The organism is Ruegeria sp. AB8, from assembly GCF_056542605.1.
Genome location: NZ_JBQGAB010000007.1, coordinates 139,215 through 165,127, shown reverse-complemented (window position 1 = coordinate 165,127; position 25,913 = coordinate 139,215). Strand labels below are relative to the sequence as shown.

The 25,913-nt window shown below is 61.6% G+C and carries 24 protein-coding genes; 9 read left to right on the top strand and 15 right to left on the bottom strand.

The genetic code is table 11. The annotated features are described in order from the left end of the window. Positions 1–25 precede the first annotated feature (25 nt). Together ACR0CG_RS09455 and ACR0CG_RS09450 are read left to right on the top strand one after the other, a co-directional pair. A complete protein-coding gene (locus tag ACR0CG_RS09455) occupies positions 26–721 on the top strand; it encodes an NAD-dependent deacylase (RefSeq protein ID WP_480524362.1) in 696 nt (231 codons plus the stop codon). Positions 722–782: 61 nt separating this feature from the next. Continuing rightward, the gene (locus ACR0CG_RS09450; RefSeq protein WP_480524360.1) at positions 783–1,391 is read left to right on the top strand and encodes an HdeD family acid-resistance protein; all 609 of its coding nucleotides are present in this window, start codon (positions 783–785) and stop codon (positions 1,389–1,391) included. Positions 1,392–1,487: 96 nt separating this feature from the next. Here ACR0CG_RS09450 and ACR0CG_RS09445 read toward each other — a convergent pair whose 3' ends face one another. The 5 genes from ACR0CG_RS09445 to meaB all read right to left on the bottom strand — a co-directional run bounded on the left by ACR0CG_RS09445 (position 1,488) and on the right by meaB (position 5,539). Further along, complete coding sequence (locus ACR0CG_RS09445) at positions 1,488–1,961, bottom strand: copper chaperone PCu(A)C (protein ID WP_480524358.1); 474 nt, start codon at positions 1,959–1,961, stop codon at positions 1,488–1,490. A gap of 40 nt (positions 1,962–2,001) precedes the next feature. Continuing rightward, entirely contained in the window at positions 2,002–2,352 is a 351-nt protein-coding gene (locus ACR0CG_RS09440) for a hypothetical protein (protein WP_170614715.1), read from the bottom strand. Between the two features lie 397 nt (positions 2,353–2,749). Then, on the bottom strand, positions 2,750–3,037 hold the full coding sequence (gene rpmB / locus ACR0CG_RS09435) for a 50S ribosomal protein L28 (protein ID WP_170614716.1): 288 nt from the start codon (positions 3,035–3,037) through the stop codon (positions 2,750–2,752). Positions 3,038–3,259: 222 nt separating this feature from the next. After that, a complete protein-coding gene (locus tag ACR0CG_RS09430) occupies positions 3,260–4,396 on the bottom strand; it encodes a Hint domain-containing protein (protein ID WP_480524356.1) in 1,137 nt (378 codons plus the stop codon). A gap of 165 nt (positions 4,397–4,561) precedes the next feature. Further along, the gene (gene meaB, locus ACR0CG_RS09425) at positions 4,562–5,539 is read right to left on the bottom strand and encodes a methylmalonyl Co-A mutase-associated GTPase MeaB (protein ID WP_480524354.1); all 978 of its coding nucleotides are present in this window, start codon (positions 5,537–5,539) and stop codon (positions 4,562–4,564) included. 123 nt (positions 5,540–5,662) lie between these two features. Between meaB and hrpB the strand changes: the two genes are divergently transcribed. The 3 genes from hrpB (at position 5,663) to ACR0CG_RS09410 (ending at position 10,315) form a co-directional block, all read left to right on the top strand. After that, a complete protein-coding gene (hrpB, locus tag ACR0CG_RS09420) occupies positions 5,663–8,110 on the top strand; it encodes an ATP-dependent helicase HrpB (RefSeq protein WP_480524352.1) in 2,448 nt (815 codons plus the stop codon). Positions 8,111–8,287: 177 nt separating this feature from the next. Further along, positions 8,288–8,746, top strand: a complete 459-nt coding sequence (locus tag ACR0CG_RS09415; RefSeq protein ID WP_170614720.1) for an NUDIX hydrolase — start codon at positions 8,288–8,290, stop codon at positions 8,744–8,746. A gap of 90 nt (positions 8,747–8,836) precedes the next feature. Further along, positions 8,837–10,315 carry an inorganic phosphate transporter gene (locus ACR0CG_RS09410; protein ID WP_480524350.1) on the top strand — a complete coding sequence of 493 codons (1,479 nt, stop codon included), beginning with the start codon at positions 8,837–8,839 and terminating at the stop codon, positions 10,313–10,315. 6 nt (positions 10,316–10,321) lie between these two features. On the opposite strand, the gene ACR0CG_RS09405 is transcribed toward ACR0CG_RS09410, so the two are convergent. Then, on the bottom strand, positions 10,322–11,296 hold the full coding sequence (locus ACR0CG_RS09405) for a 2-dehydropantoate 2-reductase (protein ID WP_480524348.1): 975 nt from the start codon (positions 11,294–11,296) through the stop codon (positions 10,322–10,324). A 151-nt stretch (positions 11,297–11,447) separates the two neighbouring features. Between ACR0CG_RS09405 and ACR0CG_RS09400 the strand changes: the two genes are divergently transcribed. After that, positions 11,448–12,167 carry a response regulator gene (locus tag ACR0CG_RS09400; RefSeq protein ID WP_480524347.1) on the top strand — a complete coding sequence of 240 codons (720 nt, stop codon included), beginning with the start codon at positions 11,448–11,450 and terminating at the stop codon, positions 12,165–12,167. 333 nt (positions 12,168–12,500) lie between these two features. On the opposite strand, the gene aspS is transcribed toward ACR0CG_RS09400, so the two are convergent. From aspS to ACR0CG_RS09380, 4 genes are all read right to left on the bottom strand, one after another. Further along, positions 12,501–14,276 (bottom strand): aspartate--tRNA ligase, encoded by a 1,776-nt coding sequence (gene aspS, locus ACR0CG_RS09395; protein ID WP_480524345.1) that lies wholly within the window; start codon positions 14,274–14,276, stop codon positions 12,501–12,503. A gap of 79 nt (positions 14,277–14,355) precedes the next feature. Continuing rightward, complete coding sequence (locus ACR0CG_RS09390) at positions 14,356–15,027, bottom strand: CPBP family intramembrane glutamic endopeptidase (RefSeq protein WP_480524343.1); 672 nt, start codon at positions 15,025–15,027, stop codon at positions 14,356–14,358. Further along, the gene (locus ACR0CG_RS09385; protein WP_480524342.1) at positions 15,024–15,671 is read right to left on the bottom strand and encodes an aminotransferase class IV family protein; all 648 of its coding nucleotides are present in this window, start codon (positions 15,669–15,671) and stop codon (positions 15,024–15,026) included. The genes ACR0CG_RS09390 and ACR0CG_RS09385 overlap by 4 nt, the downstream gene beginning before the upstream one ends. Continuing rightward, positions 15,626–16,753 carry an aminodeoxychorismate synthase component I gene (locus ACR0CG_RS09380; RefSeq protein ID WP_480524340.1) on the bottom strand — a complete coding sequence of 376 codons (1,128 nt, stop codon included), beginning with the start codon at positions 16,751–16,753 and terminating at the stop codon, positions 15,626–15,628. The genes ACR0CG_RS09385 and ACR0CG_RS09380 overlap by 46 nt, the downstream gene beginning before the upstream one ends. Before the next feature lie 178 nt (positions 16,754–16,931). Here ACR0CG_RS09380 and carB point away from each other — a divergent pair, with 178 nt between their 5' ends. Both carB and ACR0CG_RS09370 read left to right on the top strand, forming a co-directional pair. After that, positions 16,932–20,285 carry a carbamoyl-phosphate synthase large subunit gene (gene carB, locus ACR0CG_RS09375; protein WP_480524338.1) on the top strand — a complete coding sequence of 1,118 codons (3,354 nt, stop codon included), beginning with the start codon at positions 16,932–16,934 and terminating at the stop codon, positions 20,283–20,285. A 220-nt stretch (positions 20,286–20,505) separates the two neighbouring features. After that, complete coding sequence (locus ACR0CG_RS09370; protein WP_480524337.1) at positions 20,506–21,630, top strand: beta-ketoacyl-ACP synthase III; 1,125 nt, start codon at positions 20,506–20,508, stop codon at positions 21,628–21,630. A 65-nt stretch (positions 21,631–21,695) separates the two neighbouring features. Here ACR0CG_RS09370 and ACR0CG_RS09365 read toward each other — a convergent pair whose 3' ends face one another. Continuing rightward, the gene (locus ACR0CG_RS09365; RefSeq protein ID WP_480524335.1) at positions 21,696–22,157 is read right to left on the bottom strand and encodes a hypothetical protein; all 462 of its coding nucleotides are present in this window, start codon (positions 22,155–22,157) and stop codon (positions 21,696–21,698) included. Between the two features lie 355 nt (positions 22,158–22,512). Here ACR0CG_RS09365 and ACR0CG_RS09360 point away from each other — a divergent pair, with 355 nt between their 5' ends. After that, positions 22,513–23,091: a thymidine kinase gene (locus ACR0CG_RS09360; RefSeq protein WP_170680897.1), complete on the top strand. Its 579-nt coding sequence runs from the start codon at positions 22,513–22,515 to the stop codon at positions 23,089–23,091. Here the strand turns inward: ACR0CG_RS09360 and ACR0CG_RS09355 are convergent. Genes ACR0CG_RS09355 through ACR0CG_RS09340 form a run of 4 tightly spaced genes read right to left on the bottom strand, consistent with a single transcriptional unit; the run spans position 23,088 to position 25,724 of the window. Next, positions 23,088–24,038, bottom strand: a complete 951-nt coding sequence (locus ACR0CG_RS09355) for a 2-hydroxyacid dehydrogenase (RefSeq protein ID WP_480524333.1) — start codon at positions 24,036–24,038, stop codon at positions 23,088–23,090. The two genes, ACR0CG_RS09360 and ACR0CG_RS09355, sit on opposite strands and share 4 nt — an antisense overlap. Beyond that, a complete protein-coding gene (locus ACR0CG_RS09350) occupies positions 24,038–24,376 on the bottom strand; it encodes a tRNA-binding protein (RefSeq protein WP_480524331.1) in 339 nt (112 codons plus the stop codon). Before ACR0CG_RS09350 ends, ACR0CG_RS09355 begins: the two co-directional genes overlap by 1 nt. Beyond that, on the bottom strand, positions 24,369–25,184 hold the full coding sequence (gene proC / locus ACR0CG_RS09345) for a pyrroline-5-carboxylate reductase (protein WP_480524330.1): 816 nt from the start codon (positions 25,182–25,184) through the stop codon (positions 24,369–24,371). Before proC ends, ACR0CG_RS09350 begins: the two co-directional genes overlap by 8 nt. A 39-nt stretch (positions 25,185–25,223) precedes the next feature. Further along, positions 25,224–25,724 (bottom strand): type III secretion system chaperone family protein, encoded by a 501-nt coding sequence (locus tag ACR0CG_RS09340; RefSeq protein WP_170614734.1) that lies wholly within the window; start codon positions 25,722–25,724, stop codon positions 25,224–25,226. Positions 25,725–25,913 lie beyond the last annotated feature (189 nt).

Below are 25,913 nucleotides of genomic sequence, written 5' to 3'. Positions count from 1 at the left end.
CCAAGGTGTAGCGCGCGGAGGAGACATGGGAAAGATCGTCATTCTGACCGGAGCCGGAATTTCAGCCGAAAGCGGCTTGAGCACGTTTCGCGATGAAGGCGGATTATGGGCGCAACACCGCATCGAAGACGTGGCCACGCCCGAAGGTTTTGCCCGCGATCCGGCGCTGGTCCACGGGTTCTACAATGCCCGCAGAAAACAGGCCGCGCAGGTGCAGCCAAACGCGGCGCATGAAGCCTTGGCGCGGCTGCAGCGGGATTGGCACGGAGACGTGGTCATCGTGACCCAGAATGTCGACGGCTTGCATGAGGCGGGCGGGGCCAAAGGGGTCATCCATATGCATGGCACTCTGGCCGGCGCATTGTGTTCAGCCTGCAATCATCGCTGGCAGGCCCCGACGGAAATGGCGGTGGGCGAGCGTTGTCCCGCATGTGACCATCCAACCGCCCGCCCCGATGTCGTGTGGTTTGGCGAGATGCCCTATTTCATGGACGACATCTATGATCACCTGGCCGAAGCCGCGATCTTTGCCGCCATCGGCACATCGGGTCAGGTCTATCCTGCGGCGGCTTTTGTGCACGAGGCGCAGGCCGCCGGGGCGCGGACGATCGAGCTGAACCTTGAACCGTCCTCCGGAGCGTCCCATTTTGATGAGACGGTATTTGGCCCGGCCACACAGATCGTGCCCGGGTGGGTGGATCGGCTGCTGGATCGGACCTGATGCCATCCGTTACAATCGGGTTCACGCGTATTGGAATAAGACCCGAAAACAGGAGACCCAGATGGAGGAACATCAGACCCGGAGCGGTGAAGTTCTGGAAGACGGCACATTTGCAGGGCGGGACGCGCTTGGTGACAAGCTCGCCAATCTTTGGTGGACATTCCTGCTGCGTGGGCTGATGGCCGCCGCACTTGGGCTTGCGGCCCTGTTCTGGCCGACCGGCAGCATCACGGTTCTGTTGCAACTGGTCGGTCTTTTGCTGATTCTCGATGGCGGGCTGACGTTGCTGGGGTTCGGGCGGCGCGGGCTGATTGGCGGGTTTGGCATCGGCGCCGTGCTGATTGGAATGATCCTGCTGATCTGGCCCGAAGGAACCGCCCGGCTTGCCTTCTTCCTGCTTGGGGCCTGGGCGCTGATTGTGGGGATCGGATCCGTCATGACATGGCGGCAGATGCACCAGATGGACCCGGCAGGGCCGACCCTGCGCAATTCCGGAATCATCGCCATTCTGATCGGTTTGGTTCTGATGTTCTGGCCCGGCAGCGGGTTGGTTGCGCTGGGATGGGCTATTGCGTTTTCTGCGCTGGCATTTGCCGCCGTAATGTTCTGGCTGACGGCCCGGTTCAAACGGGCCCATGACCGGATCGCCCTGCGTGTCGTCAACAGATAGCAAACATACCCGGACCGCCAAAGGGCAACAGGCCGGGCTAAACCCGGCCTGACGCATGGATGACGGCCGCAGAGCGGCCTGAAGACAGGCGTTGGTTCAGTTGGAATGCGAGCCGTGGCCGCCCTGATCCTGACGCTCGAGATCGACCGGGACCTCGACCGTGACTTCACCGGCCTGCTCGAAGATCAGGGTGACAGGAACGGTCGCGCCCTGCTCGAACGGCTGCTTCAGGCCCATGAACATCACGTGATCGCCGCCGCGTTTCAGCATGTGAACCTCGCCCGCCGGGATGGCAAAGCCTTCCTCGACATGAATCATCTTGGCGACGCCGTTTTCGTCTACCTTGTGGGTATGAAGCTCGACCCGTGCCGCCACATCCGACGTCACACCGACCAGGCGGTCATCCTGACCGCTGTCATTCCGGATCATCATGAAAGCTGCGCCGGCCTTGGCCGATTTGCCCGAGGATCTGGCATAGGCGTCTTCGACCAGGATCAGGTCCTGGGCAAATGCGGTAGTGGCCATGGCTACGGTGGCGATGGTGGCGAACAGGGTGGATTTGAAGGACATTGTGCCTCTCCTTTGATTGGATCTGAAAACTGGTTTGGAATCAGATCAGAAAAGGAGGCGCGCGGGCCGGTTTGCGCGGCAGCGTCCGGGCGACGAGGTTTTCGGCCAACGGCAATGGGGCCGGTTGCGAAAGGCGCGGAGCAGCAGGCAACTCGGGTTGCGCCGCCGCCAACGCCCCCAGAAGGCTCAGGGCGTAGTCAGGGCAGTAATGCGGGGCTTTGGTGGGCTGGCCGTCTTCGTCCATGTAGACGACAACCGGGCCGGTTCCGGTGCACAGCACCATCTGACCAACGGCGCGGTCCATCCCCCGCGATACAGCCACCCCCTGCCCGGTCAGAATGACGAGCAGGGAAATGGCCAGAGCCAGATTTTGCTTGAATACGGATCTCATCTTATCCGCGATATACGCCCGCTTTCGCGCGCGTCACAAGGGCATTCGCCTGCGTCCTTTTCTCCGCGTCAGGTATCCACGCCGTTACGACGGACTTGGCTTTTGGTCAGGCTGGTGTGAAGATGGTTCACCCGTCTCTGCATCCGCGTGCAGGCCGCAAAGGTTTTGGCGCAAACGGTAGCCAACAGAGAGAAAAAGTAAAACGATTTTAACGACATATCCACAATCTCCACCGGAATTGCGAGTCAGACAATAGACCTGTCACCGATGGGCGTCTGTGAACAATTTCACGAAAGAGAATAAAACTATTTCCCTTTGGGGAACAGTTTGCAATCGGGCCATGAAAAAGGCCCCGCACCGGACCGGTGCAGGGCCGAAATTCCCGCTGTGAGAAAGATCAGGCCGAGGCTTGTGCCTTGGCGATTTCCTTTTTCACTTTCAGCGCGTTTGCCGACAGCTCATCGTCTTTGGCCTTGGCCAGGAACGCGTCCAGACCACCGCGGTGGTCAACCGAACGCAGAGCAGCAGCCGAGATGCGCAGCTTGACGCCACGGCCCAGTGTTTCGGACTGCAGAGTAACGTCGTTCAGGTTCGGCAGAAAGCGACGCTTGGTTTTGTTGTTGGCGTGGCTGACATTGTTGCCAGTCATCGGGCCTTTTCCGGTCAGTTCGCAACGGCGCGACATGGTTTCTTCCTTTGTTTCTGGAGGCCGGGCTACTGCCTGCGGCCAAATCACAAGGGGCGCAACCCGAAGTCGCGCCCGAAAACTGGTTGGATGCGTGTAGTGGGAATCGGCGGAAGGGTCAAGACGGATGCTGCGAATTCTTTCCAGCACCTTCGGAGGTAATCCGCGATGTCCGACCGGGACATCCGTTTCGGGCAATAATCGCAATCCTTGCTGCCCGGATCACGGGTTCAGAAGCAGGGGCTTGTTGTTGCGCAAGTGGCGCGCGACCAGCCGGGCCTGTTGCGGCCCGCGCGGAATGAAACGGGCGGGATCCGTCTCATGTGTCACGTCCGCCAGTTCCGGGAAAATGGCGAAAATCTCCTCGCGCGCCGCATCGCTGAGGGTCTTGAGCGCTTCGGGTCCGGTGAAAAGGCTTTCGGTGGGGGCGTCTTCGGCGAAGATGATCTCGTGCCGGTCAAAGAGCAGGTGAAAATACTCAACCTCAGCCAGCGTGTCATCAACATGGATACCCGGCAGTTGCGTCAGCTTGATCGCGGGGATCAGCACCTCGGGCGCGCCGAACATGCGCATGGCGATTTTCGACCGCACCACCATGCGGTGCTGCCGGGAGACCAACAGATCCTGCTGCGGCAACCCGCCGCCCAGGGCTCCGGCGTGGATCCGGACGGGCCGGAGTTTGGGGTTGGCGGCAAGAATCTTTGCGCCCATGCGGCGGCGACCGATCCAGCGAATGGGCTGCAGCCCGTGGCCGCCGGTGGGAAGTCTGTCGCCCGTGCGCAGGTTCTGGATGGGCACGGGTCCGTGTTCGGTCTGAATTTCCGTGTCGCGGGTAAAGCAGGGAACACCGGCTCCGTTTTCGAAGGTGGAATAGGTCACGGTGCTGCCCGATGGCAGGGTGAACGTGCCACTGGACAACGAATAACCTGTCCCGGCCACAACCGTGATGGCGCCAAATGTGTTGTCGGTGATGACCGTGCCCGCAGGCAGGTTCAGCGTATCGGTTCCACCGCCACCGCGTATATCGCCGGACACATTGGTGCTTTGGAAATCGAGCGTATCATTGCCGCCGCCCAGGCGGATGTTGGAAACGTCCGACCCTCGGACGGTGACCGTGTCGCCTGCGCTGCCGGCCGCCAGCGTGCCGCCGATGGTGCTGCCCGTGATGGTGATGTCATCGCTTCCGGCATTGCCTCGCACATCGCCCACGACCGTGCTGTTCGAGACGTTGATGACGTCATTGCCCTGCCGCCCACGGATATTGTCTATCGGCGACCCTTGCGGCGTACCGTTCAGGGTGCCGTTGTTGTTGGTGACGTCGATGTTGTCGGCACCGTTGGTGCCATTGATATTGGGCATGATCGACAGTTCCCGTTGATCTGTTCAGTCTGGCTCCTGCCCTGCGGCATCAACATGTGCCACCTTGAAGGACGAGCGCCCGAGCGCCCGGATCCCGTTAAGTATTCATATATAATACAACATCAGATGGAATCGCACCACCTTTGCCGGAATTCCGGCCCGAACCTACTGCCCGGATAGGGTGCCGAGCATACGATCCGCCGCTGCGGTGGGGCTGATGTCGCCTGATCCGACCTCGGCGCTCAGCCGCTCCATCTCGGCGCGGATTTCGGGTGCGTCAAGCTGCGCCAGAAGGGCATGGCGCACCTCCTGATCGAACCAGAAGCGGGCCTGCGCAGCCCGGTTCGCGTGCCAATGACCGTTGTCGCGGCGCCATTGTGTGAGGGATTGCATCTCGTCCCAGGCCTGTTCCAGCCCATGTTCCTCGACCGCCGAGACGGTCATCGCCTTCGGAAAACCTTCGGGGTCCTGCGGACGTTTGCGCAGCAGCCGCAGTGCACCGGCATAGTCAGCGCAGGTGCGGGTGGCAGTGGCCTTCAGGTCGCCGTCGGCCTTGTTGACCAGAATCATGTCGGCCATTTCCATGATGCCGCGCTTGACGCCCTGCAATTCGTCGCCACCCGCGGGCGCAAGCAGCAACAGGAACAGATCGGACATTTCCGAAACCACCGTCTCGGACTGGCCGACGCCCACGGTTTCGATCAGCACCACGTCAAAGCCGGCCGCTTCGCACAGGGCAATCGCCTCGCGCGTGCGGCGGGCAACACCGCCCAGGTGGCTTTGGCTGGGGGACGGGCGAATAAAAGCGTTCTTCTCGCGGCTCAGCCGTTCCATCCGGGTCTTGTCGCCCAGAATCGAGCCGCCCGAGCGGGCCGAGCTGGGGTCGACCGCCAGAACCGCGACGCGCAGCCCTTGCCCCGTCAGCATCATGCCAAAGCTTTCGATGAAGGTGGATTTGCCGACACCCGGCGTCCCCGAAAGGCCGATCCGCAGCGATTGCCGATCCGCTGTTGCCAGATGGGACAGCAATTCGGCGGCCTGCGCCCGGTGATCGGCGCGGCGGCTTTCGACCAACGTGATGGCGCGTGCCAGCGCGCGGCGGTCGCCCTGCAGAATTCTGTCCCCAAGCTCGGCGGTGTTCATGGATGGGTCCCTCGTCGAAATTTGCCCTAGATGACGGAGTGGACCCGGGTTTGTCCAGTGCCCGCGGCAAGGTTTCGGCGCACGCGTTCTGGACCTTGGCGGTGCCATTGGGGATAAGGCGGCATGACCCGACTGCCGATAGATGATGCCCTGCCCGATCTGATCTCAGCGCTGAAGGCGCGGGGCCGTGCCGTGTTGCAGGCCCCGCCCGGCGCAGGCAAGACCACCCGGGTGCCTCTGGCGATGCTCGAGGCCGGCCTGTGCGATGGCCGGATCGTGATGCTGGAACCCCGGCGTCTGGCTGCGCGGGCGGCGGCCGAGCGCATGGCCGAAACCCTGGGAGAGCGCGCGGGACAGACCGTAGGGTACCGTGTGCGCGGCGATGTCAAAGTCTCGAAAACGACCCGGATCGAGGTTGTGACCGAAGGTATTCTGACCCGGATGCTGCAGTCCGAACCCGACCTGCCGGGTATTGGCGCGGTGATTTTCGATGAATTTCACGAACGGTCCTTGAATGCCGATCTGGGTCTGGCCCTGTGTCTTGAGGTCACGGGTGCGTTGCGGGACGACCTGATCTTGCTGGCGATGTCGGCGACACTGGATGCAGAACCGGTGGGGCAGCTGATGGATGCCCCCCTGGTGACGTCAGAAGGGCGCAGCTACCCGGTTGAAACACGCTGGCTGGACCGGCCTTTGAGCGCGCAGGCACGACGGCTGGATGCGCTGGTCGATCTGGTCGTGCGGGCCGAGCGTGACAGCCGCGCGGCAGGCGGCGGGATGCTGGTGTTTCTGCCGGGCGAGGGTGAAATCCGGCGGACCGAGGCGGCCTTGTCGGGGCGGTTGCCCGGCGACTGCGTGGTACGGCCCTTGTTCGGGGCTATGCCCTTTGCCGCCCAGCGCGCCGCAATTGCGCCAGTTGATCAGGGGCGCAAGGTGGTGCTGGCAACCTCGATTGCCGAAACCTCTCTGACCATCCCCGACATACGGGTGGTGGTCGACATGGGACAGGCGCGACGGGCGCGGTTCGATGCCGGATCGGGCATGTCCCGGCTGGTGACCGAACGGGTCACGCGGGCCGAGGCCATTCAGCGCGCGGGCCGAGCCGGTCGTGTCGCCGAAGGCCTGTGCTATCGGCTGTGGTCGAAAGGCGAGGATGGCGCCATGGCCGCCTACCCACCCGCCGAGATCGAAGCGGCGGATCTGACCGGACTGGCGCTGGAGCTTGCATTGTGGGGGGCCGAACCGGGCGATCTGGCATTTCTGACGCCACCACCCGAGGGGGCCATGTCAGAAGCTCGGGCACTGTTGGCGATGCTGGGTGCGCTGGATGCCCGTGGGCGGATCACTGATCACGGGCGGGCGCTTGCGGCGCTGCCCCTGCACCCTCGGTTGGGGCACATGCTGGTGCACGCGGGTGCTGACGCCGCGCCGCTGGCGGCGTTGATGGCCGAACGGGATCCGTTGAAGGGCGCGCCAGCCGATCTGTCCCTTCGACTTGAGGCATTACGAGACCCACGCGCTTTCCAGCGCAATCGGGTCTGGCCTGTGAACATGAGTGTCGTGGAGCGCATCAAGGGTGAAACCAGGCGGTTGCAGGCGCGGTCCGGCGGGGCCGGTGAATTGTCCCCTGCGGCCATGGCGGCGCTGGCCTATCCCGACCGCGTCGGTCAGCGGCGCAAGGGGGACGTACCACGATATGTCCTTTCAGGCGGCAAGGGTGTTGTGCTGGACAATGGCGACACGCTGGCCGCCGCACCCTATCTGGTGGTGATCGATACGGACGGAAACCCGCGTGAGGCCCGCGTACGAATGGCGGTGCAGATCACCGAGCGGGACATCCGCGACCTGTTCATCGATCAGATCGCATGGATCGACAGTTGCGACTGGTCCAGGCGCGAACGCAGGGTCGTGGCCCGCCAGCAGGAAAGGTTCGGGGCGATCGCTCTGGACGACAGGACCTGGAAGGACGTGCCCGCAGAACAGGTGGCGCGCGCCATGTTGGACGGTGTACGCGATCTGGGGTTGCGCCTGGACGGGGCCGCCGCCCGGCTTGCCGCCCGGGTGGAACTGGTCCGGGCCGGAGGGGTGGACCTGCCGGATTTCTCGGTCGAAGGGCTGATGGCGGATCTGGAAAGCTGGTTGCTGCCGATGTTGGCGGGCGTGCGCAATGCAGAAGACTGGAAACGCTTCGATCTGTTGCCTGCCCTGCGGGGGCGACTGGACTGGACGCAGACGCAGGAGCTGGACCGCCGCGCACCAGGATCGTTCGAGACGCCGCTGGGTCGGAAAATTCCGATCGACTATGGCGGGGCGGTGCCCGAAATCTCGGTCCGGTTGCAGGAAATGTTCGGAGTGACGCGCCACCCGGTCATCGGGGATGAACCGTTGAAGATCACCCTGCTGTCGCCGGCACAGCGTCCGATCCAGATCACGCGCGATTTGCCGGGTTTCTGGGCGGGGTCCTATGCGGATGTGCGCAAGGATATGCGGGCGCAATATCCCAAACACCCCTGGCCGGAAGATCCGACTCAGGCCGACCCGACCCTTCGCGCCAACAGGCGCCACAAGTGAAGACAGCTCCCCGCGCGGGATTTTCAGTGAATTTTCGTGACCGCCACCGGGTGTTCGTGAGCACGTGGTAGAGTCGGAGCGGCAACACTTTCCGGAAATGAAAGCTCGTTGAAAACACTCCGTTAGGTTCCTAAATGATATCTGCCTAATGTAGGTTATGGAAACTGACGCGAACACATGAAAAACAAGCTACAAAAGCTCTGGAACGAGGTCGGCAAACCTCTGTTTCAGCGCCCGGAACGGGTGCAGTTTGCCGCGCTTTGCACACGCAGAACCGAAACCGGTGAGGATGTTCTGCTGATCACCAGCCGCGAAACCAAAAGGTGGGTCATTCCCAAGGGCTGGCCGATTGACGGCCTCGACGGGGCCGAGACCGCTTTGCAGGAAGCGTGGGAAGAGGCCGGCGTGCGGGCCACTTCTTTCGACAAAACACCGATCGGGCATTTCACCTATGACAAGATCCTGAAGGACGGCACATCCCAGGCGGTCCGGACAAATGTCTACCGCATACCGGTGACGGAACTGTCGGATCAATACCCCGAGGCGCATGAGCGTCAGCGGTGCTGGGTGTCGCCCAAAGTGGCCGCGGAACGTGTGAACGAGCCGGAATTGCGCGATTTGCTGCTGCATTTGTAACAGTAAAACGTAAAATTGATGACATGTCGGTTGCCCAACCTGCCGAAAACCGTTAGCGGCCTGCATCCAAATCCCTAACGGCCCAAACAGATGTCAGAATCGCAGACCAAATCCCGCTGGCGCGCACTGGACAGCGACCTTCACCGTATTTCACGGCTCGAGCATGCGAATGCGCATGTGGCGCGGCCGTTGCTGGCCCCGGGGATCGCGCTGGCCTTCATCGCGCTGGCCGGTTTGTCCGCAGCGGTACTGTTCGGTCAGGCCGATGGCAGTCTGATCGTGGTCGCGGCCGCAGGGTTCGGGGCCTATATGGCGATCAATATCGGCGCCAATGACGTGGCCAACAATATGGGCCCTGCGGTAGGTGCCAACGCTCTGACCATGGGCGGTGCGATCCTGATCGCCGCCGTGGCCGAAAGCGCCGGAGCTTTGTTGGCCGGCGGCGATGTGGTTTCGACCATCTCGAAAGGCATCATCGATCCGATGTCGGTGCAAAACAACAACGTCTTCATATGGGCGATGATGGCTGCGCTGATTTCATCGGCTATGTGGGTCAACCTGGCCACCTGGATCGGCGCGCCGGTGTCCACGACCCATTCGGTGGTCGGCGGCGTCATGGGCGCCGGAATTGCGGCGGCCGGGCTGAGCGCGGTGAGCTGGGGCACCATGGGTGCAATTGCCGCCAGCTGGGTCATTTCGCCGGTGCTGGGCGGCGCAATCGCCGCCTGTTTCCTTGCGCTGATCAAGGCCAGGATCCAGTATCAGGACGACAAGATTGCCGCTGCCCGCTTTTGGGTTCCGATCCTCGTCGCGGTCATGGCGGGGGCATTTGCCACCTATCTGTCCGTCAAGGGCCTGAAGCGGATCGTGAAGATCGATCTGGAATACGCCCTGCTGATCGGTCTGGCCGCAGCCCTGCTGGTCTGTGCGGTTACCGTGCCTTGGGTGCGTCGAAAGTCCGAAGGTCTTGAAAACCGCACCCGGTCGCTGAAAACCCTGTTCGGGTTGCCTCTGGTGATTTCGGCCACGTTTCTGAGTTTTGCCCACGGTGCCAATGACGTCGCCAACGCGGTTGGCCCGCTTGCTGCGATTGTGCACGCGGCAGAATTCGGAGATTTCTCGGCCAAGGTGTCCATTCCCACATGGGTGATGGTCATCGGAGCCTTCGGCATTTCGTTTGGCCTGTTCCTGTTCGGCCCCAAGCTGATCCGTATGGTCGGAAGCCAGATCACCAAACTGAACCCGATGCGCGCATTCTGCGTGGCCCTGTCGGCAGCCATTACGGTGATCTTCGCCAGTTGGCTGGGCCTGCCCGTCAGCTCGACCCACATCGCTGTGGGCGCGGTTTTCGGGGTTGGCTTCTACCGCGAGTGGCACTCGGACCGCCGACGGAAAGTTACCAACCGCCGGCGCTCGTCCGAGTTGCAGCTGGCACCTGAAGAGTACCAACGCCGCAAGCTGGTACGCCGGTCACATTTCATGACCATTGTGGCGGCATGGGTCATTACCGTGCCTGCGGCAGCGGCAATGTCTGCGGTGATTTTCTGGGTGCTGACGGCGTTTTCCTGAGCTGTCTCAAGCCCGAATCCGGTCCGGAGTCAAAGGCTCGGCGGGGGCCCTTTCGATCAGGGCCCGCACCTTTTCGCATAGTGGCGCCGAAGTGCCGGCTTCACTGGCGATGCGAACGATCTCCCCCTGCAAACTGTCGATTTCCGTCGGCCGGCCTGCCGCCAGATCATAGGCCATGGACGTGCGTGCGCTGGGGTCAATGGTCAGCATCCGGGATGCAATCCGGGTAAAAAGCGGTGTTGGCAGACGCAAAACATATGGCGTCATCCACGCCGGAAGCGGCGTGGTCGAGGCCACGGGATGACCGGCGGCCTTCAGCACGCGCAGTGCCTCACCCATCTGATCGGCCATCAAACACCGCCACGCCCGGTTCATGAGCTGTTCGCGCAGGGTCAGGCCGGACAGGGCATTCAGGGCGTTGTTAAGATTTATGACCAGTTTGCCCCATTGCACCGCCTGAATATCGTCACTTTCAGACACCGGCAAATCCGCGCTGCCCAGCGTCTGGCCCAATGCGCCCGTTCCGCTTTCGATAACGATATCGCCTGATGTTGCCCGGTGGAAACAGGCGGGTTCTGTCGGCACAACGTTGAATGGCACCATTCCGGCGCGCACATCGCGCCCCGGCAAGGCTGCGCGCAGGATGCGTGCGTTTTCCATACCATTTTGCCACGACACAATCGGTGCGCTTGTCGGGGTGAAGCGGGCTATATCCGCCGCCACATCCGCTGTGGCGCCCGTTTTGACCGACACAATCACGATCCCGGCCCGGGACAGGCAGGCCGGGTCTTCGCTCAGGGTCAATCTGTCCGGCACGATGTGACGATGCAGACCCGAGAAATCGGTCACCGTCAAGCCCTGCCCCCGGATCGGGTCCAGAATTCGGGCGCGACCCAGCAAGGTGACCTGATGCCCCGCATCGGCCAGTAACGCGCCGCAATAGCACCCGATGCTGCCGGCTCCGGCAATGACGATGTTCATGACGGCCCTCCTGCCGTTGGCGGGTCAGAAGGTTTGGTAGCACGGGCCGACGGGAAACGGCCAGTGTTTGCCTCTGGCGTGCAGTGCAAAATTAACCCTGTGTTAGCCAGGAGATCGTAGCGTGAGGCATCTGCTGATCAGGAGGTCTGCCATGGACGATTCGAACCCTTTCGAGGCCACACGCCCTTTGCCCACCGCCACGCGCCCGCTTTTGGGGCAAACCATTCTGGTTGTCGAGGACAGCCGTTATGCCTGCGATGCGATCCGGCTGATGTGTCTGCACAGCGGCGCGCGGATCCGGCGGGCGGACTGTCTGACATCTGCGCGGCGTCATCTGAAGATCTATCGCCCATCGGTCATTCTGGTTGACATAGGGTTGCCCGACGGGCCCGGGGCGGACCTGATTGCCGAGCTTAACGAGGCCTCGCCCCGGATCGGCGTCATTCTGGGCCTGTCCGGCGATGACTGTGCCGAGAAACTGGCAATGCAGGCTGGTGCAGACGGTTTTCTGAACAAGCCCCTGAACTCTCTGGCCTGTTTTCAGCGCACCATTCTGGAGTTGCTGCCCGAAGATGGCCGCCCCGGCGGACTGCATGCCATCCAGGATGAGGTTATACGCCCCGATCCGATGGCCTATCAGGACGACATGGCCCATATCGCCGACGTTCTGGCCGGGCCAAACGACCACCGGACGCTGGACTATGCCGCGCAATTCCTGACCGGCGTGGCCCGCGATGCGGAAGACACGGTGCTGGCAGATGCCGCGCAAAAACTGGCCGCGTCCCGGGCTGCGGGTGCGCCTGTCACCGCGCGGGCGGCGCAGGTGGCCGGTATCGTTCAGTCCCGCTTACAACAGCGGGAGGCGATCTGACATGGTCACGGCGTATTTCATCACGGCCACGCTGCTGTTTCTATGGGCCTACCGGCAGACGCGCACGGCGGCGCGCAGCATTCGGAACAACCGGCAGCATCTGGAAAACCCGCTGGACTGATCCGCTGATCGTTGTCCGGTCGGACCCCTGCGTGAGTGGTGAGGTCAGGATGCCGAGTGGAAAGGCCTTAACGCCCCGCGCAGAATGAGGCGGGTTCGTGTGGATTAAGGGATTGCATCACCGGTCAGCGCATATCGATGCCCGGAACCTATGGCGCGATCCCGGAAACGGCCTGTCAGGGCAACCGCCCGCGCAAGGCGGGCGTTACCGGATCACTCCTGCGGAATGAGGCGCAAGCCCAGTTCCATCAACTGATCCGAGGTCGGATCGGACGGGGCGTCCATCATCAGATCCTCGGCGCGCTGGTTCATCGGGAACATCATGACTTCGCGGATGTTCGCCTCATCCGCCAGCAGCATAACGATCCGGTCGATACCGGCAGCACAGCCGCCGTGCGGCGGCGCGCCATAGTGGAAGGCGTTGAACAAGGCGCCGAAGCGGGACTTGACTTCGTCCTCGCCATACCCAGCCAGTTCAAAGGCCTTCAGCATGATTTCGGGCTTGTGATTCCGGATTGCGCCCGAAACAAGTTCGTACCCGTTGCAGGCCAGATCATACTGATAGCCGCGCACGTCCAGCGGATTGCCGTTCAGCGCCTCCATCCCGCCTTGCGGCATCGAGAATGGGTTGTGCTCAAAATCGATCGCACCGGTTTCCTCGTCCTGCTCGTAGATTGGGAAATCCACGATCCAGGCAAAGGCGAAGCGGTCCTTCTCGGTCAGATTCAGTTCTTCGCCGATCACGTCGCGCGCTTTGCCTGCAACCTTTTCAAAGGCTTTCGGCTTGCCGCCCAGGAAGAAAGCCGCATCGCCGACACCCAGACCCAACTGCTGACGGATCGCCTCGGTCCGCTCGGGGCCGATGTTCTTGGCCAGCGGGCCAGCGGCCTCCATGCCTTCGCCCTGATCGCGCCAGAAGATGTAGCCCATACCGGGCAGACCTTCTTTCTGGGCAAAGGCGTTCATACGGTCACAGAACTTTCGGCTGCCACCAGTCGGCGCAGGGATGGCGCGGATTTCGGTGCCTTCCTGCTCGAGCAGCTTCGCGAAAATCGCGAAGCCAGACCCGCGGAAGTGGTCGGAGACCACTTGCATTTTGATAGGATTGCGCAGGTCGGGCTTGTCGGTGCCGTACCACAGGGCCGAGTCCTTGTAGGAAATCTGCGGCCAGTCCTGATCGACCTTGCGACCACCGCCGAATTCTTCGAACACGCCGGTCAGAACGGGTTGGATGGTATCGAACACATCCTGCTGCTCGACAAACGACATCTCGAGGTCGAGCTGGTAGAAATCGGTAGGCGAGCGGTCGGCGCGAGGGTCTTCGTCGCGAAAGCACGGCGCGATCTGGAAATACTTGTCGAAGCCCGACACCATGATCAGCTGCTTGAACTGCTGCGGGGCCTGCGGCAGGGCGTAGAACTTGCCCGGATGCAGGCGCGAAGGCACCAGGAAGTCGCGCGCGCCCTCGGGCGACGAGGCGGTGATGATCGGCGTCTGATACTCGCGGAAGCCCTGATCCCACATACGCTTGCGCATCGATGCGACAACGTCCGAGCGCAGGGTCATGTTCTGCTGCATGGCCTCGCGGCGCAGGTCCAGATAGCGATAGCGCAGGCGGGTTTCCTCGGGGTATTCCTGATCGCCAAAGACCATCAGCGGCAATTCTTCGGCGGCGCCCAGCACTTCGAGTTCGCGGACATACACCTCGATCTCGCCGGTCGGCAATTTCGGGTTCACCAGTTCGGCATCACGCGCCTTGACAGTGCCGTCGATGCGGATGCACCACTCGGACCGCACCTTTTCCAGGGCAGCAAAGGCGGCGCTGTCGCCGTCGCACAGCACCTGGGTTACGCCGAAATGGTCGCGCAGATCGATGAACAGCACGCCGCCGTGATCTCGGACCCGATGCACCCAGCCGGACAGGCGGACGGTTTCACCGACATTGGCGGCGGTCAGAGCGGCGCAGGTGTGGCTGCGGTAGGCGTGCATGGATCATATCCCTTCGGGCGCAGAATTCGTCGCGCCGATACACCCCGTCGGGCTTGGAAAGTCAAGGCAGGTCGCGCCGTCAAAACGGCCTTTGCACGTTGCCCGAGTAGAAATAGACGCCCAGCCCGGCCGCGAAGATGATATTGCCCGCAATCGCGTGCAGCAGCACCGCGTAGAAAAACGACCCGCGCTTGCGGTAGGCCCAGGTGAACAGCAACCCGCCGCCGAAGGTCATAAGGGCGACAATCCAGCTCCAATACATCAGGTGCGCTAGTGAAAACAGCGCGGCATTGAGAAGATAGGCCGCTCGGCTCTCCGGCAGGATCACGTGGTAGCGGCGGAAGAACAGGGGCCGGAAAAGCAACTCCTGAGGCAGGGCCGAGGCCAGCGGATACCCGAGCCAGATGATGGCCAGAAACTCGGGCCGGTGGAGCAGCAGGTAAAACGCTGCGTCCTGCCGTGTCCACAACACCAGGATCGAGCAGAACAGGGCCATGGCGAAGATGAACACCAACAGTTCGGCCCAGGACCAGTTGCGCCAGTTCCAGCGCAGCTCGGCCCATGAAAAGCCGGGCGTGTTGTGCAACAGAACGATCCCGATTGCCGTGAAGATGAATAGCATCGGAAACATCCAGTTCGGCGGGAAAAGGACGGCAATCAGGACCGGGACCGCGAAGAAGAACAATCCGAACTCCAGCCAGAGCCGGACACGGGTTGTCGGCGGAAGGGCCCATTCGCCAAACGCGCTCAATGCTGCACCAGTTCAGCCGGGATCAGGCCGCGCAGGGAATTGCCGACCCAGAGGTTCCGGGCGTTGCGCAGATCGGCCAGGGTAAGGACCGCCTGAGTGGTTTTTCCTGTTTCCAGAAGCTGTTGCCGCAGAATGCCCGGCAGAAGACCGCAGGTCAGTGCCGGTGTCAGGTGCTGGCCCCGCGAGGTTTCGATGAACAGGTTCGTTATGGTGCCCTCGCACAGCTCGTCCAGTTCGTTCAGGAAAATCAGCTCATCCGTTCCGGCAGGCAACGAGGCCCGGGCGGTGTCATAGGTTTCGCGTTGCGTGGTCTTGTGCCGCAACCAGATATCCGACGAAGACAGCCGTGTTTCGGCCACGGCAATCCGCCAGACCGCAGGATTGTCGGCCAACACACCGGTGGTCACCTCGAAACGACCCGACACGTCCATCGTCAGACGACACCGCAGCGGGGTATCGCCCGTTATGGTCTCCAGCGCCGATTGTGCGTCGTCCGGGGAAAACGGTAGGTGCAGGGCGTTTGCGGTGCGCTGCATCCGGTTCAGATGAAGATCCAGCCGGATCATCCCCTGGCCCGGCTGGTAGGCCAGTGTTTCAATCAGGCGGAAGTCAGTCTCGGCTGGCGGGCAAAGCGGGCTTTCCATAGCGCTTCCTCATATTCGGACGGGGCGGTGCTGTCCCAGACGACACCGCCGCCGACATTCAGCGTGGCCGCGCCGTTTTCCACCATCAGGGTACGGATCGCCACGTTGAATTCCGACCGTCCGTCCGGCGCTGCCCAGCCGATTGTGCCGCAATAAATGTCGCGCGGCCAGAGTTCGAGGTCGGACAAAATCTCCATCGCGCGGATTTTGGGCGCGCCGGTGATGGAGCCACAGGGAAAAAGTGCCGTGAGGATATCGGACAATTCCGCGCCCATATGAAGTTGCGCCTGCACCAGCGAGACCATCTGATGCACGGTGGCGTAGGTTTCCACCTTGAACAGTTCGGGCACCCGGACCGATCCGGGCAAGGCGACGCGGCTGATATCGTTGCGCAGCAGATCAACGATCATCAGGTTCTCGGCGCGGTTCTTGTCGTCGGTCGACAGGAATGCGCGGCGGCGGGCGTCTTCCGCCATGTCCTCGCTGCGCGGCTGAGTGCCTTTCATCGGGCGGGTTTCGATCCCGCGGTCGGCGTCGGTGCGGAAAAACAGCTCGGGCGAGCGGCTGAGCAGATCGGGCAGATCATCCTGCTCGATCAACGCGCCATGGCCGACAGGCTGGCCTGCAGCAAGGGCCGCGTATAGCGCGGCGCTGTCGCCTTCGACCGTCAGATCGATCGGAAAGGTCAGATTGGCCTGATAAATGTCCCCGGCCCCGATCGCGTCATGAACCTGCCGAAAGGCGCGGGTATACCGGGCCTCATCCCAGCGTGGCTGAAAACCGGTCACCCCGCCGGTGGCAGGGGGAAGATCACGCGTTGTGGGCGCGTCATAAACGCCAAAACACAGAAGCGGCAGGCGGCGATCTTCCGGCAGGTGGTCGTTCAGGCGCGGCTCTAAAACATAGCCAAGCTCGTAACTGGCGTAGCCTGCCAGCCATGCACCGTCAGCGCGCGCCGAATCCAGCGCCGCCATCGCCTGGGGCACGTCCTCCGCCCTGTCCGCGCGGATCACTCTGGCTGGCCGGTCGAAACTGGTTCCGGGTCCGGCTGGCCCCTGATCGAAACGAATTCGCACGTGCATCCTCAATTTACCGTGCTGCGCGGTATAGAGAATACGGCGGTAAGGGAAAGAGGGGAAAGCGGCAATTTCATCCCTGTTTCCGATCCCCCTTGAACCTTTTGGCGCGGTCCCTATAACGCAGGACAATTTGGGCACTCGGAGGGTGCCCTGACTCGCGGACAATCGAAGGAACCAGGCCATGCCCAGAAGAACCGACATCCAGTCGATCATGATCATCGGGGCCGGCCCCATTGTCATCGGACAGGCCTGCGAATTCGACTATTCGGGCGCACAGGCCTGCAAAGCGCTGCGGGAAGAAGGGTACCGGGTCATTCTGGTGAACTCGAACCCCGCCACGATCATGACCGACCCCGGTCTTGCGGATGCCACCTATATCGAACCGATCACGCCCGAAGTGGTTGCCAAGATCATCGAGAAAGAGCGCCCCGACGCCCTGCTGCCCACGATGGGCGGGCAGACCGGTCTGAACACCTCGCTGGCTTTGGAAGAGATGGGTGTGCTCGAGAAGTTCGGGGTTGAGATGATTGGCGCCAAGCGCAATGCCATCGAAATGGCCGAGGACCGCGCCCTGTTCCGCGAGGCGATGGACCGGCTGGGTCTTGAGAACCCCAAGGCAACCATCGTGACCGCACCCAAGCGCGAGAACGGCTCCACCGATCTGGATGCCGGCGTACAAATGGCGTTGGATGAGCTGGAAGAAATCGGCCTGCCTGCGATCATCCGCCCCGCCTTTACACTGGGCGGAACCGGCGGTGGTGTTGCTTATAACCGCGAGGATTATATCCATTTTTGCCGCTCGGGCATGGATGCCTCGCCGGTGAACCAGATCCTCGTCGATGAAAGCCTGCTGGGCTGGAAGGAATACGAGATGGAGGTGGTGCGCGACACCGCCGACAACGCCATCATCGTCTGTTCCATCGAAAACGTGGACCCGATGGGCGTGCACACCGGCGACTCGATCACCGTGGCCCCTGCCCTGACGCTGACCGACAAGGAATACCAGATCATGCGCAACGGCTCGATCGCCGTTCTGCGTGAGATTGGCGTCGAAACAGGTGGGTCGAACGTGCAGTGGGCGATCAACCCCGAAGATGGCCGCATGGTCGTGATCGAGATGAACCCGCGCGTGTCGCGCTCCTCGGCGCTGGCCTCGAAAGCGACCGGTTTCCCGATTGCCAAGATCGCCGCCAAGCTTGCTGTGGGCTATACACTGGACGAACTGGACAACGACATCACCAAGGTCACGCCCGCGTCGTTCGAGCCAACCATCGACTATGTCGTCACCAAGATCCCGAAATTCGCCTTCGAGAAATTCCCGGGCTCGGAACCCTACCTGACCACCGCGATGAAGTCGGTGGGTGAGGCGATGTCCATCGGCCGCACGATCCACGAATCGATGCAGAAGGCGCTGGCGTCGATGGAATCGGGCCTGACCGGATTTGACGAGATCGAAATTCCGGGGTTGAGCATCGGCCTGTGGGACGAGGTCGAAAGCGGCGACGACAAGGCGCACGTCATCAAGGCGATCAGTCAGCAGACGCCCGACCGCCTTCGCACCATCGCGCAGGCCATGCGCCACGGCCTGACCGATGACGAGATTTTCGGCGTCACCAAGTTTGACCCGTGGTTCCTGGCACGCATCCGCGAGATCATCGAGGCCGAGCGCACGGTCCGCAAAGACGGCCTGCCGGTAACCGAGGACGGCATCCGCAAGCTGAAAATGCTTGGCTTCACCGATGCGCGTCTGGGCAATCTGTCTGGCCGCGACGAAGCAAACGTCCGCCGCGCCCGCCGCAACCTGGGTGTGAATGCCGTGTTCAAACGCATCGACACCTGTGCCGCCGAGTTCGAAGCGCAGACGCCCTATATGTACTCGACCTACGAAGCCCCGATGATGGGTGAGGTTGAATGCGAGGCACGTCCGTCGGACCGCAAGAAGGTTGTCATCCTCGGTGGTGGCCCGAACCGGATCGGTCAGGGGATCGAATTCGACTATTGCTGCTGTCACGCCTGTTTCGCGCTGACCGAGGCTGGGTATGAGACCATCATGGTCAACTGCAACCCCGAGACGGTCTCGACCGACTATGACACCTCGGACCGCCTGTATTTCGAGCCGCTGACCTTTGAACACGTCATGGAAATCCTGACGAAGGAACAGGAAAACGGCACGCTGCACGGTGTCATCGTTCAGTTCGGCGGTCAGACCCCGCTGAAACTGGCCAACGCGCTGGAGGCCGAAGGTATCCCGATCCTTGGCACCACACCGGACGCCATCGATCTGGCCGAAGACCGCGAACGGTTCCAGGCGCTGGTCAACGATCTGGGTCTTAAGCAGCCCAAGAACGGTATCGCCTCGACCGGCGAACAGGCGCTTGAGATCGCCGAAAAGATCGGTTTCCCGCTGGTGATCCGCCCGTCCTACGTGTTGGGTGGCCGCGCGATGGAAATCGTGCGCGATATGGATCAGCTGAAACGCTATATCAACGAGGCCGTGGTGGTTTCAGGCGACAGCCCGGTTCTGCTGGACAGCTATCTGGCCGGTGCGGTCGAACTGGACGTGGATGCCCTGTGCGACGGCACTGACGTGCATGTGGCCGGCATCATGCAGCATATCGAGGAAGCAGGTGTGCATTCGGGCGACTCGGCCTGTTCGCTGCCGCCTTATTCGTTGTCGAAAGAGATCATCGGCCAGATCAAGGAACAGGCGTTCAAACTGGCCAAGGCGCTGAACGTCGTCGGCCTGATGAACGTGCAGTTCGCGATCAAGGACGACGAGATTTTCCTGATCGAGGTCAACCCGCGCGCCTCGCGCACCGTGCCCTTCGTGGCCAAGGCGACCGACAGTGCGATTGCCTCGATTGCCGCGCGGGTGATGGCCGGAGAGAAACTGTCGAACTTTCCGATGCGTCCAGCCTACAAGACCGTGGACGACACCAAGATCGCCGATCAGATGACACTGGCCGACCCGGACATGCCGTGGTTTTCGGTTAAAGAGGCGGTGCTGCCCTTTGCCCGCTTCCCCGGCGTCGACACAATCCTAGGCCCCGAAATGCGCTCGACCGGGGAAGTGATGGGCTGGGACCGCAGCTTCCCGCGCGCCTTCCTGAAGGCGCAGATGGGCGCCGGGATGGTCCTGCCGTCTTCGGGGCGCGCGTTCATCTCGATCAAGGATGCGGACAAGGGCCGGACGATGCTTGAAGCGGCGCAGGTGCTGGTGGCGCAGGGCTTTACACTTGTCGCGACCCGGGGCACGCAAAGCTGGCTGGCTGAACAGGGCGTGCCCTGCGACGTGGTCAACAAGGTTTATGAAGGCCGCCCGGACGTGGTCGACATGCTGAAAGACGGTCAGGTTCAGTTGCTGATGAACACCACCGAAGGCGCGCAGGCGGTCGAGGACAGTAAGGCCATCCGCTCGATCGCGCTTTATGACAAGATCCCGTATTTCACCACAGCCGCTGCCAGCCATGCTGCCGCTCTGGCGATCAAGGCGCAGGCCGAGGGTGATGTCGAGGTCAGGTCGCTGCAGGGCTGACACGGTTCAGCGCCATTTGAATGTTACTCGAAACCCTCGGAGCATTCCGGGGGCTTTTTCTGGCTCGGGAAGGTTGTTCACATAGTCGGGTAAGCAAAAGCAATCACGCCGGAGGTTACATCACCCGGCGTGTTCCCGCGCATTCCCTTAGGTCACCCAACCTTGATCTGCCCGCCTTGCATCGGCATTTTGTGCTGATCCAGACCAATCAGGACCGACCATGTATACGCCTGCCATCACCGGCTCCGGGGTTTTCACACCCGAAAATGTCATCACCAATGCCGAGCTTGTCGAAGCGTTCAACGCCTATGCCGACAAACAGAACGCCGCGAACGCGCAGGCCATCGCGGACGGGCGCATGGAGGCGATGCAGCATTCGTCGGAAGAGTTCATCCTGAAGGCGTCAGGGATCGAAAACCGTTATGTGATGGACAAATCCGGCGTTCTGGATCCGGACGTGATGCACCCGCTTCTACGGCAGCGCGGCGATGATGAGCCGGGGATCATGACCGAAATGGCGGTGGATGCCTGCAAAAAGGCCATGACGCAGGCCGGTCGCACGGCGGATGACATTGATCTGGTGATCTGCGCTGCCTCGAACCACGAGCGCGCTTATCCTGCCATTGCGATCGAGATACAGCAGGCGCTTGGTATCTCGGGCTTCGGGTTTGACATGAATGTCGCCTGTTCCTCGGCCACGTTCGGGATTCAGGCGGCTGCGGATATGGTCCGGTCGGGGTCTGTCCGGGCGGCGCTGGTGGTCAACCCCGAGATCTGCTCGGGCCATCTGGAATGGCGCGACCGCGATTGCCACTTCATTTTCGGCGATGTTGCAACCGCCACGCTGATCGAGCGGCAGGAGGATGCCACGGGCGCCCATTTTGAGATTCTCTCGACCCGCTGCGCCACGGCATTTTCCAACAACATCCGCAACAACAACGGCTTTTTGCGCCGCGCCCGACCGGCCGGGATGGAAGATCGGCGCGACATGCAGTTCATGCAGAACGGGCGCAAGGTGTTCAAGGAGGTGCTGCCAATGGTCAGCCAGCACATCACCGATCACATGGAGGCCGAGGGGCTAGGCAATGACGATCTGAAACGGCTGTGGCTGCATCAGGCCAACAAGACCATGAACGATTTCATCGGCAAAAAGGTTCTGGGCCGCGTGCCCGATCCGGGTGAGCAGCCCAATATCCTGCAAGATTACGCTAACACCTCATCCGCCGGGTCGATCATTGCATTCTCGAAATACTCGGACGATTTGGAAGATGGCCAGATCGGCCTGATCTGTTCCTTCGGGGCCGGCTATTCGGTCGGGTCTGTCATCGTGAAGCGGAGAGGCTGAGTTCACAATCATTCGGGCAAGCGTCTGTTCACGAAAATCGCATCTCGGACCCGAGTTCCGGCGGTTCAGCTGACGCTTTCTTCTTCCAGATGCAGCTTCATTTCGATCAGCACCTGCTGCAACAGGCTGGTTTCTCTCAGCAGCCGCTTTGCCTCGTTCACGGTGATGATACCGTCTTCGATGGCAGCCTGGTATTCGGTCATCAGCATCGCAAAACGCTGACTTAAGGCGATGACATCCGAGTTCACGCCACCGGTGCGCGGTGTGTCGGAATTCCGGCCGTCATACGACAATGTGATGTTATTGAGATCGGCCAGCGCAGAGGTAACGTGGGGAAAGCCTGCCACCGTCTCAAGCCGCGCTACGGCGTCCACCGGCATGAACCGGTCACTGTGTTCGGCGTTGTCTGAATAGTACCGCCCAAGTGTCGCTTTGGACTTGCCCGTTATCTTACAGGCAGATTCGATTCCCACATCTTTGACCAGTGCTTCGGTATGCTTTTTCAGATAGGCCCCGATATCTGCCATTGTTTTACCTTTGTTACCTGTAATCACCCTTCAGCCGACCGCATTTGGGGGAAAGGGTGGGGAAATTTCCCATATTCGATTCATAATTGAAATGTCATATATTGGCTATCCCTCAGATATGCGGGGATTTTGTGAGTGAGTGGCGGCATTTCAAGCCGGTAATGAGTGATCGCGGAGCTGATTTTTGGCTCCGCTCTGTTTAGGCCATATGTTGGCCGACGGCGTCGTTGTTGTGGGCGCGCGGGTTCCATCCCCAGAGAGCATCTGCTCGGCCCATGCAACCGCAACGGCGACGTCGCTTCCTCAATGCCATTGATGACTTGCCCACTTGGTTCACCCGATTTAGACCCGGCCCATGGCAAAACTGTATTTCAACTATTCCACCATGAACGCGGGCAAATCGACCGTGTTGCTGCAGGCGTCGCACAACTATCGCGAGCGGGGCATGGATACCTATCTGATGACCGCCGCGCTGGACGGACGGGCCGGCGTCGGTCGCATCGCCTCTCGCATCGGCATATCCGCCGAAGCGGATGTGTTCGCAACGGAAGACGACGTTTTTCAGATGATCCAAGATCGCCGGAACAAAGGCAAAATCGCCTGCGTCTTCGTCGATGAGGCGCAGTTTCTGACCGAGGATCAGGTATGGCAACTGGCCCGCGCGGTGGACGATCTGGATGTTCCCGTGCTGGCATATGGGTTGCGGGTCGATTTTCTGGGAAAGCTGTTCCCGGGCTCGGCCGCCCTGCTGGCGCTGGCCGACGAGATGCGCGAGGTGCGCACCATCTGCAGATGCGGACGTAAGGCGACCATGGTGATCCGGCAGGACGAAAACGGCCAGGCCATCACCGAAGGCGCACAGGTGCAGATCGGCGGCAACGAAACCTATGTTTCGCTGTGCCGCAAACACTGGCGCCAGGCGGTGGGCGTCTAAACCGGGTTGAGCAACGGACGCCCCGCAACAAAGGCCGCGACATTGTCCAGCGCCATCTGCCCCATATCGGTACGCACCTCTTCGGTGGCCGTGCCCAGATGCGGCAACAATGTCACGTTTTCCATATCACGAAGGGCCTGAGGGACGATCGGTTCGAATTCGTATACGTCCAGACCCGCGCCCGCGATTCGGCCGTCTTGCAGGGCCGCGATCAGGGCCGCCTCGTCCACGACCTCGCCCCGCGCGATATTGATCAGCAGGCCGGACGGCTTCATCGCCTCAAGAACCTGCGTGTTGACCAGATGCCTCGTTTGCGCGCCGCCGGGGACGGCAAGCAACAGGAAATCGACAGACGCAGCAAGGTCGGTCAGTTTGGGGATGTAGTCCGCGGGAAAATCGACGTCCTTTGGGCTGCGGGACTGATAGGCAACCTGCATACCGAACCCGAAATGACAGCGCCGTGCGATGGCCTGCCCGATACGGCCCATGCCCACGATGCCGACCCGCTTGCCGGTCACGTGGTGGCCCAGCATCTGGGTCGGGTGCCACCCCCGCCAGCCAGCCGAACGGACCAGCCGCTCACCCTCGCCCGCACGGCGAGCAGTGGACAGCAGAAGGGTCATGGCGATGTCAGCGGTGGCGTCCGTGACAGCGCCAGGCGTGTTGGTAACGGCGATACCTGCCGACCGTGCCGCATCCACGTCGATATGGTTGTAACCCACGCCGAAATTGGCCAGCAGCTTGCATCGCGGTGCGGGCACCTCACCGATGATCTGCGCCGAGAACTGATCGCCCAACGTCGGAACCACCAGATCGAACTCGGTCAAGGCACGATGCATTTCAGCGTGGTCAAGCGGCGTGGTTTCAGACCTGATCTGGACGTCGAACTCGGCACGGGCGCGGGCTTCGACGGCGGGTGTCATCGGTCGGGTGATCCAGAGCTTCATCAGTGCATCCGCCCGCCCAGCGGGACCTTGCCGTCAGGGCCGATAAGAACGATTTCGCCGTTTTCGTCCGGCAGCCCCAGCAACAGAACTTCGGACATGAAACGTCCAATCTGACGCGGCGGAAAGTTGATCACGGCCATCACCTGTTTGCCGACTAGCCCCGCCGGGTCGTAATGGGCCGTGACCTGAGCCGAGGTTTTGCGCTCGCCGATCTCGTCGCCGAAGTCGATCCACATCTTGATCGCGGGTTTGCGGGCCTCGGGATATGGTTCCGCGCGCACCACCTGACCCACGCGGATATCGACCTTGAGAAAATCGTCGAAGGAAATTTCACTCACGCGACAGCTCCCTTGACCGGTTGGTTGCAGCGCCGACGGCGCGGTGCAGAAGATCCGGGAACCCGGTTTCCTCGTGCATCAGAACCTCAAGCGCGGCCTGCGTTGTCCCGTTGGGCGAGGTGACATTGATGCGCAGTTGTGCGGGGTCTTCCTCGGCTGCCATGGCCAGCGCACCGGCCCCAGCCACGGTGGATTTGGCCAGCTTCATCGCCAGTTCGTGCGGCAGGCCATGCGCCTCGCCCGCCTTGGCGAGCGCTTCGATCAGGTGAAAAACATAAGCTGGACCCGAACCGCTGAGGCCGGTTACGGCATCCATCTGGTCCTCATTCTCCAGCCGGACCGTCTGTCCGATGGCCGAGAGCAGGGATTCGGCCAGATCCGCATCGGCGTCTGTGGCGTTGGCGTTGCCGATCAGCGCGGTAATGCCCTGGCGGATCGCGGCGGGCGTGTTTGGCATGGCGCGGATGATCGGGGTACCCTGCCCCAGAACGTCCTCGAACGTGGCCAGCGAAGTTCCGGCTGCAACAGAGATGAACAGGCTGGTGCCACCGCCCAGCGCCTTGATCGCGGGCAGCGCGTCGCCCATCATCTGCGGTTTGACGGCAACAAGCACCACGGCGGGCGCTTCGGGCAACGGTGTGTTGATGTTCACGCCCTGCGCCTTGAGCCAGTCGGAAGGGTAAGGGTCGATAACCCAGACCGAAGATGCGAGAAGACCATGCTCAAGCCATCCGGCGAGCATGGCGGACCCCATCTTGCCACATCCCAAAAGCACAAGCCCCTGATCGGCGACGCGTGACATATCCATGATTGCCCCTCTCGTAACGTAACGATTCAGGGCAAAGCTTTACGCGCGGCCGTAGGCCTCTGCAATGGCGACCTGAATGGCCTCTTCCGGGGTACGGTTGCCCCATGTGACCAGTTGTATCGCCGGGTAATACCGCTCGGCGCTGAGAACGGCGGCGTTGATCATCGTATCGATCTGCTCGGCGCTGGCCATCTGGCCGCCCGCCAGCACCAGACCATAGCGGTAGACCATCAGTTTCTGGTTGGCCCAGTAGGTAAAGGCCCCAGCCCAGCACTGATCGTTCATCTTGTTGAGCAGCTCGTAAAGCTGCATTTCCCGTTCGGCCGGCGGTTCCATTTCAAACGAACAGACCATCCGCAGTGTTTCGTCATAGTTGGACCAGGCCAGCGTGATCGAATAGGTCCGCCACTGGCCTTCGACGGCCATGGCAATCTGGTCATCGCCGATGCGGTCAAAGTCCCAGTCGTGGTGTTCGGCCAGATGTTCAACAATATCAATCGGATGAAGGTCTTCTTCTAGAAACTGTTCGGAAAGGGCCATAATGCCACCTCGCTCCTTCTCTAGCATTTCGGGGCTGGCAGCGCCCCATTGCTAGTTGCCTGCTCTACAAGCCGGGCTTCCCCCTTGGGCCTGTACTAAATATGGTGCGATGTGGTTGATATTCTGACAACCCCCATTCTTGGGGATAACAGCAATAAGTTGTGGACAGCCTGCAACGGCATCCAAAAT

Bases quoted from the DNA above. Each gene is read 5' to 3' on its own strand.
- ACR0CG_RS09455 (WP_480524362.1), top strand. From the start codon at position 26: ATGGGAAAGATCGTCATTCTGACCGGAGCCGGAATTTCAGCCGAAAGC.
- ACR0CG_RS09450 (WP_480524360.1), top strand. From the start codon at position 783: ATGGAGGAACATCAGACCCGGAGCGGTGAAGTTCTGGAAGACGGCACA.
- ACR0CG_RS09445 (WP_480524358.1), bottom strand. From the start codon at position 1,961: ATGTCCTTCAAATCCACCCTGTTCGCCACCATCGCCACCGTAGCCATG.
- ACR0CG_RS09440 (WP_170614715.1), bottom strand. From the start codon at position 2,352: ATGAGATCCGTATTCAAGCAAAATCTGGCTCTGGCCATTTCCCTGCTC.
- rpmB (WP_170614716.1), bottom strand. From the start codon at position 3,037: ATGTCGCGCCGTTGCGAACTGACCGGAAAAGGCCCGATGACTGGCAAC.
- ACR0CG_RS09430 (WP_480524356.1), bottom strand. From the start codon at position 4,396: ATGCCCAATATCAATGGCACCAACGGTGCCGACAACATCGACGTCACC.
- meaB (WP_480524354.1), bottom strand. From the start codon at position 5,539: ATGAACACCGCCGAGCTTGGGGACAGAATTCTGCAGGGCGACCGCCGC.
- hrpB (WP_480524352.1), top strand. From the start codon at position 5,663: ATGACCCGACTGCCGATAGATGATGCCCTGCCCGATCTGATCTCAGCG.
- ACR0CG_RS09415 (WP_170614720.1), top strand. From the start codon at position 8,288: ATGAAAAACAAGCTACAAAAGCTCTGGAACGAGGTCGGCAAACCTCTG.
- ACR0CG_RS09410 (WP_480524350.1), top strand. From the start codon at position 8,837: ATGTCAGAATCGCAGACCAAATCCCGCTGGCGCGCACTGGACAGCGAC.
- ACR0CG_RS09405 (WP_480524348.1), bottom strand. From the start codon at position 11,296: ATGAACATCGTCATTGCCGGAGCCGGCAGCATCGGGTGCTATTGCGGC.
- ACR0CG_RS09400 (WP_480524347.1), top strand. From the start codon at position 11,448: ATGGACGATTCGAACCCTTTCGAGGCCACACGCCCTTTGCCCACCGCC.
- aspS (WP_480524345.1), bottom strand. From the start codon at position 14,276: ATGCACGCCTACCGCAGCCACACCTGCGCCGCTCTGACCGCCGCCAAT.
- ACR0CG_RS09385 (WP_480524342.1), bottom strand. From the start codon at position 15,671: ATGGAAAGCCCGCTTTGCCCGCCAGCCGAGACTGACTTCCGCCTGATT.
- ACR0CG_RS09380 (WP_480524340.1), bottom strand. From the start codon at position 16,753: ATGCACGTGCGAATTCGTTTCGATCAGGGGCCAGCCGGACCCGGAACC.
- carB (WP_480524338.1), top strand. From the start codon at position 16,932: ATGCCCAGAAGAACCGACATCCAGTCGATCATGATCATCGGGGCCGGC.
- ACR0CG_RS09370 (WP_480524337.1), top strand. From the start codon at position 20,506: ATGTATACGCCTGCCATCACCGGCTCCGGGGTTTTCACACCCGAAAAT.
- ACR0CG_RS09365 (WP_480524335.1), bottom strand. From the start codon at position 22,157: ATGGCAGATATCGGGGCCTATCTGAAAAAGCATACCGAAGCACTGGTC.
- ACR0CG_RS09360 (WP_170680897.1), top strand. From the start codon at position 22,513: ATGGCAAAACTGTATTTCAACTATTCCACCATGAACGCGGGCAAATCG.
- ACR0CG_RS09355 (WP_480524333.1), bottom strand. From the start codon at position 24,038: ATGAAGCTCTGGATCACCCGACCGATGACACCCGCCGTCGAAGCCCGC.
- proC (WP_480524330.1), bottom strand. From the start codon at position 25,184: ATGGATATGTCACGCGTCGCCGATCAGGGGCTTGTGCTTTTGGGATGT.
- ACR0CG_RS09340 (WP_170614734.1), bottom strand. From the start codon at position 25,724: ATGGCCCTTTCCGAACAGTTTCTAGAAGAAGACCTTCATCCGATTGAT.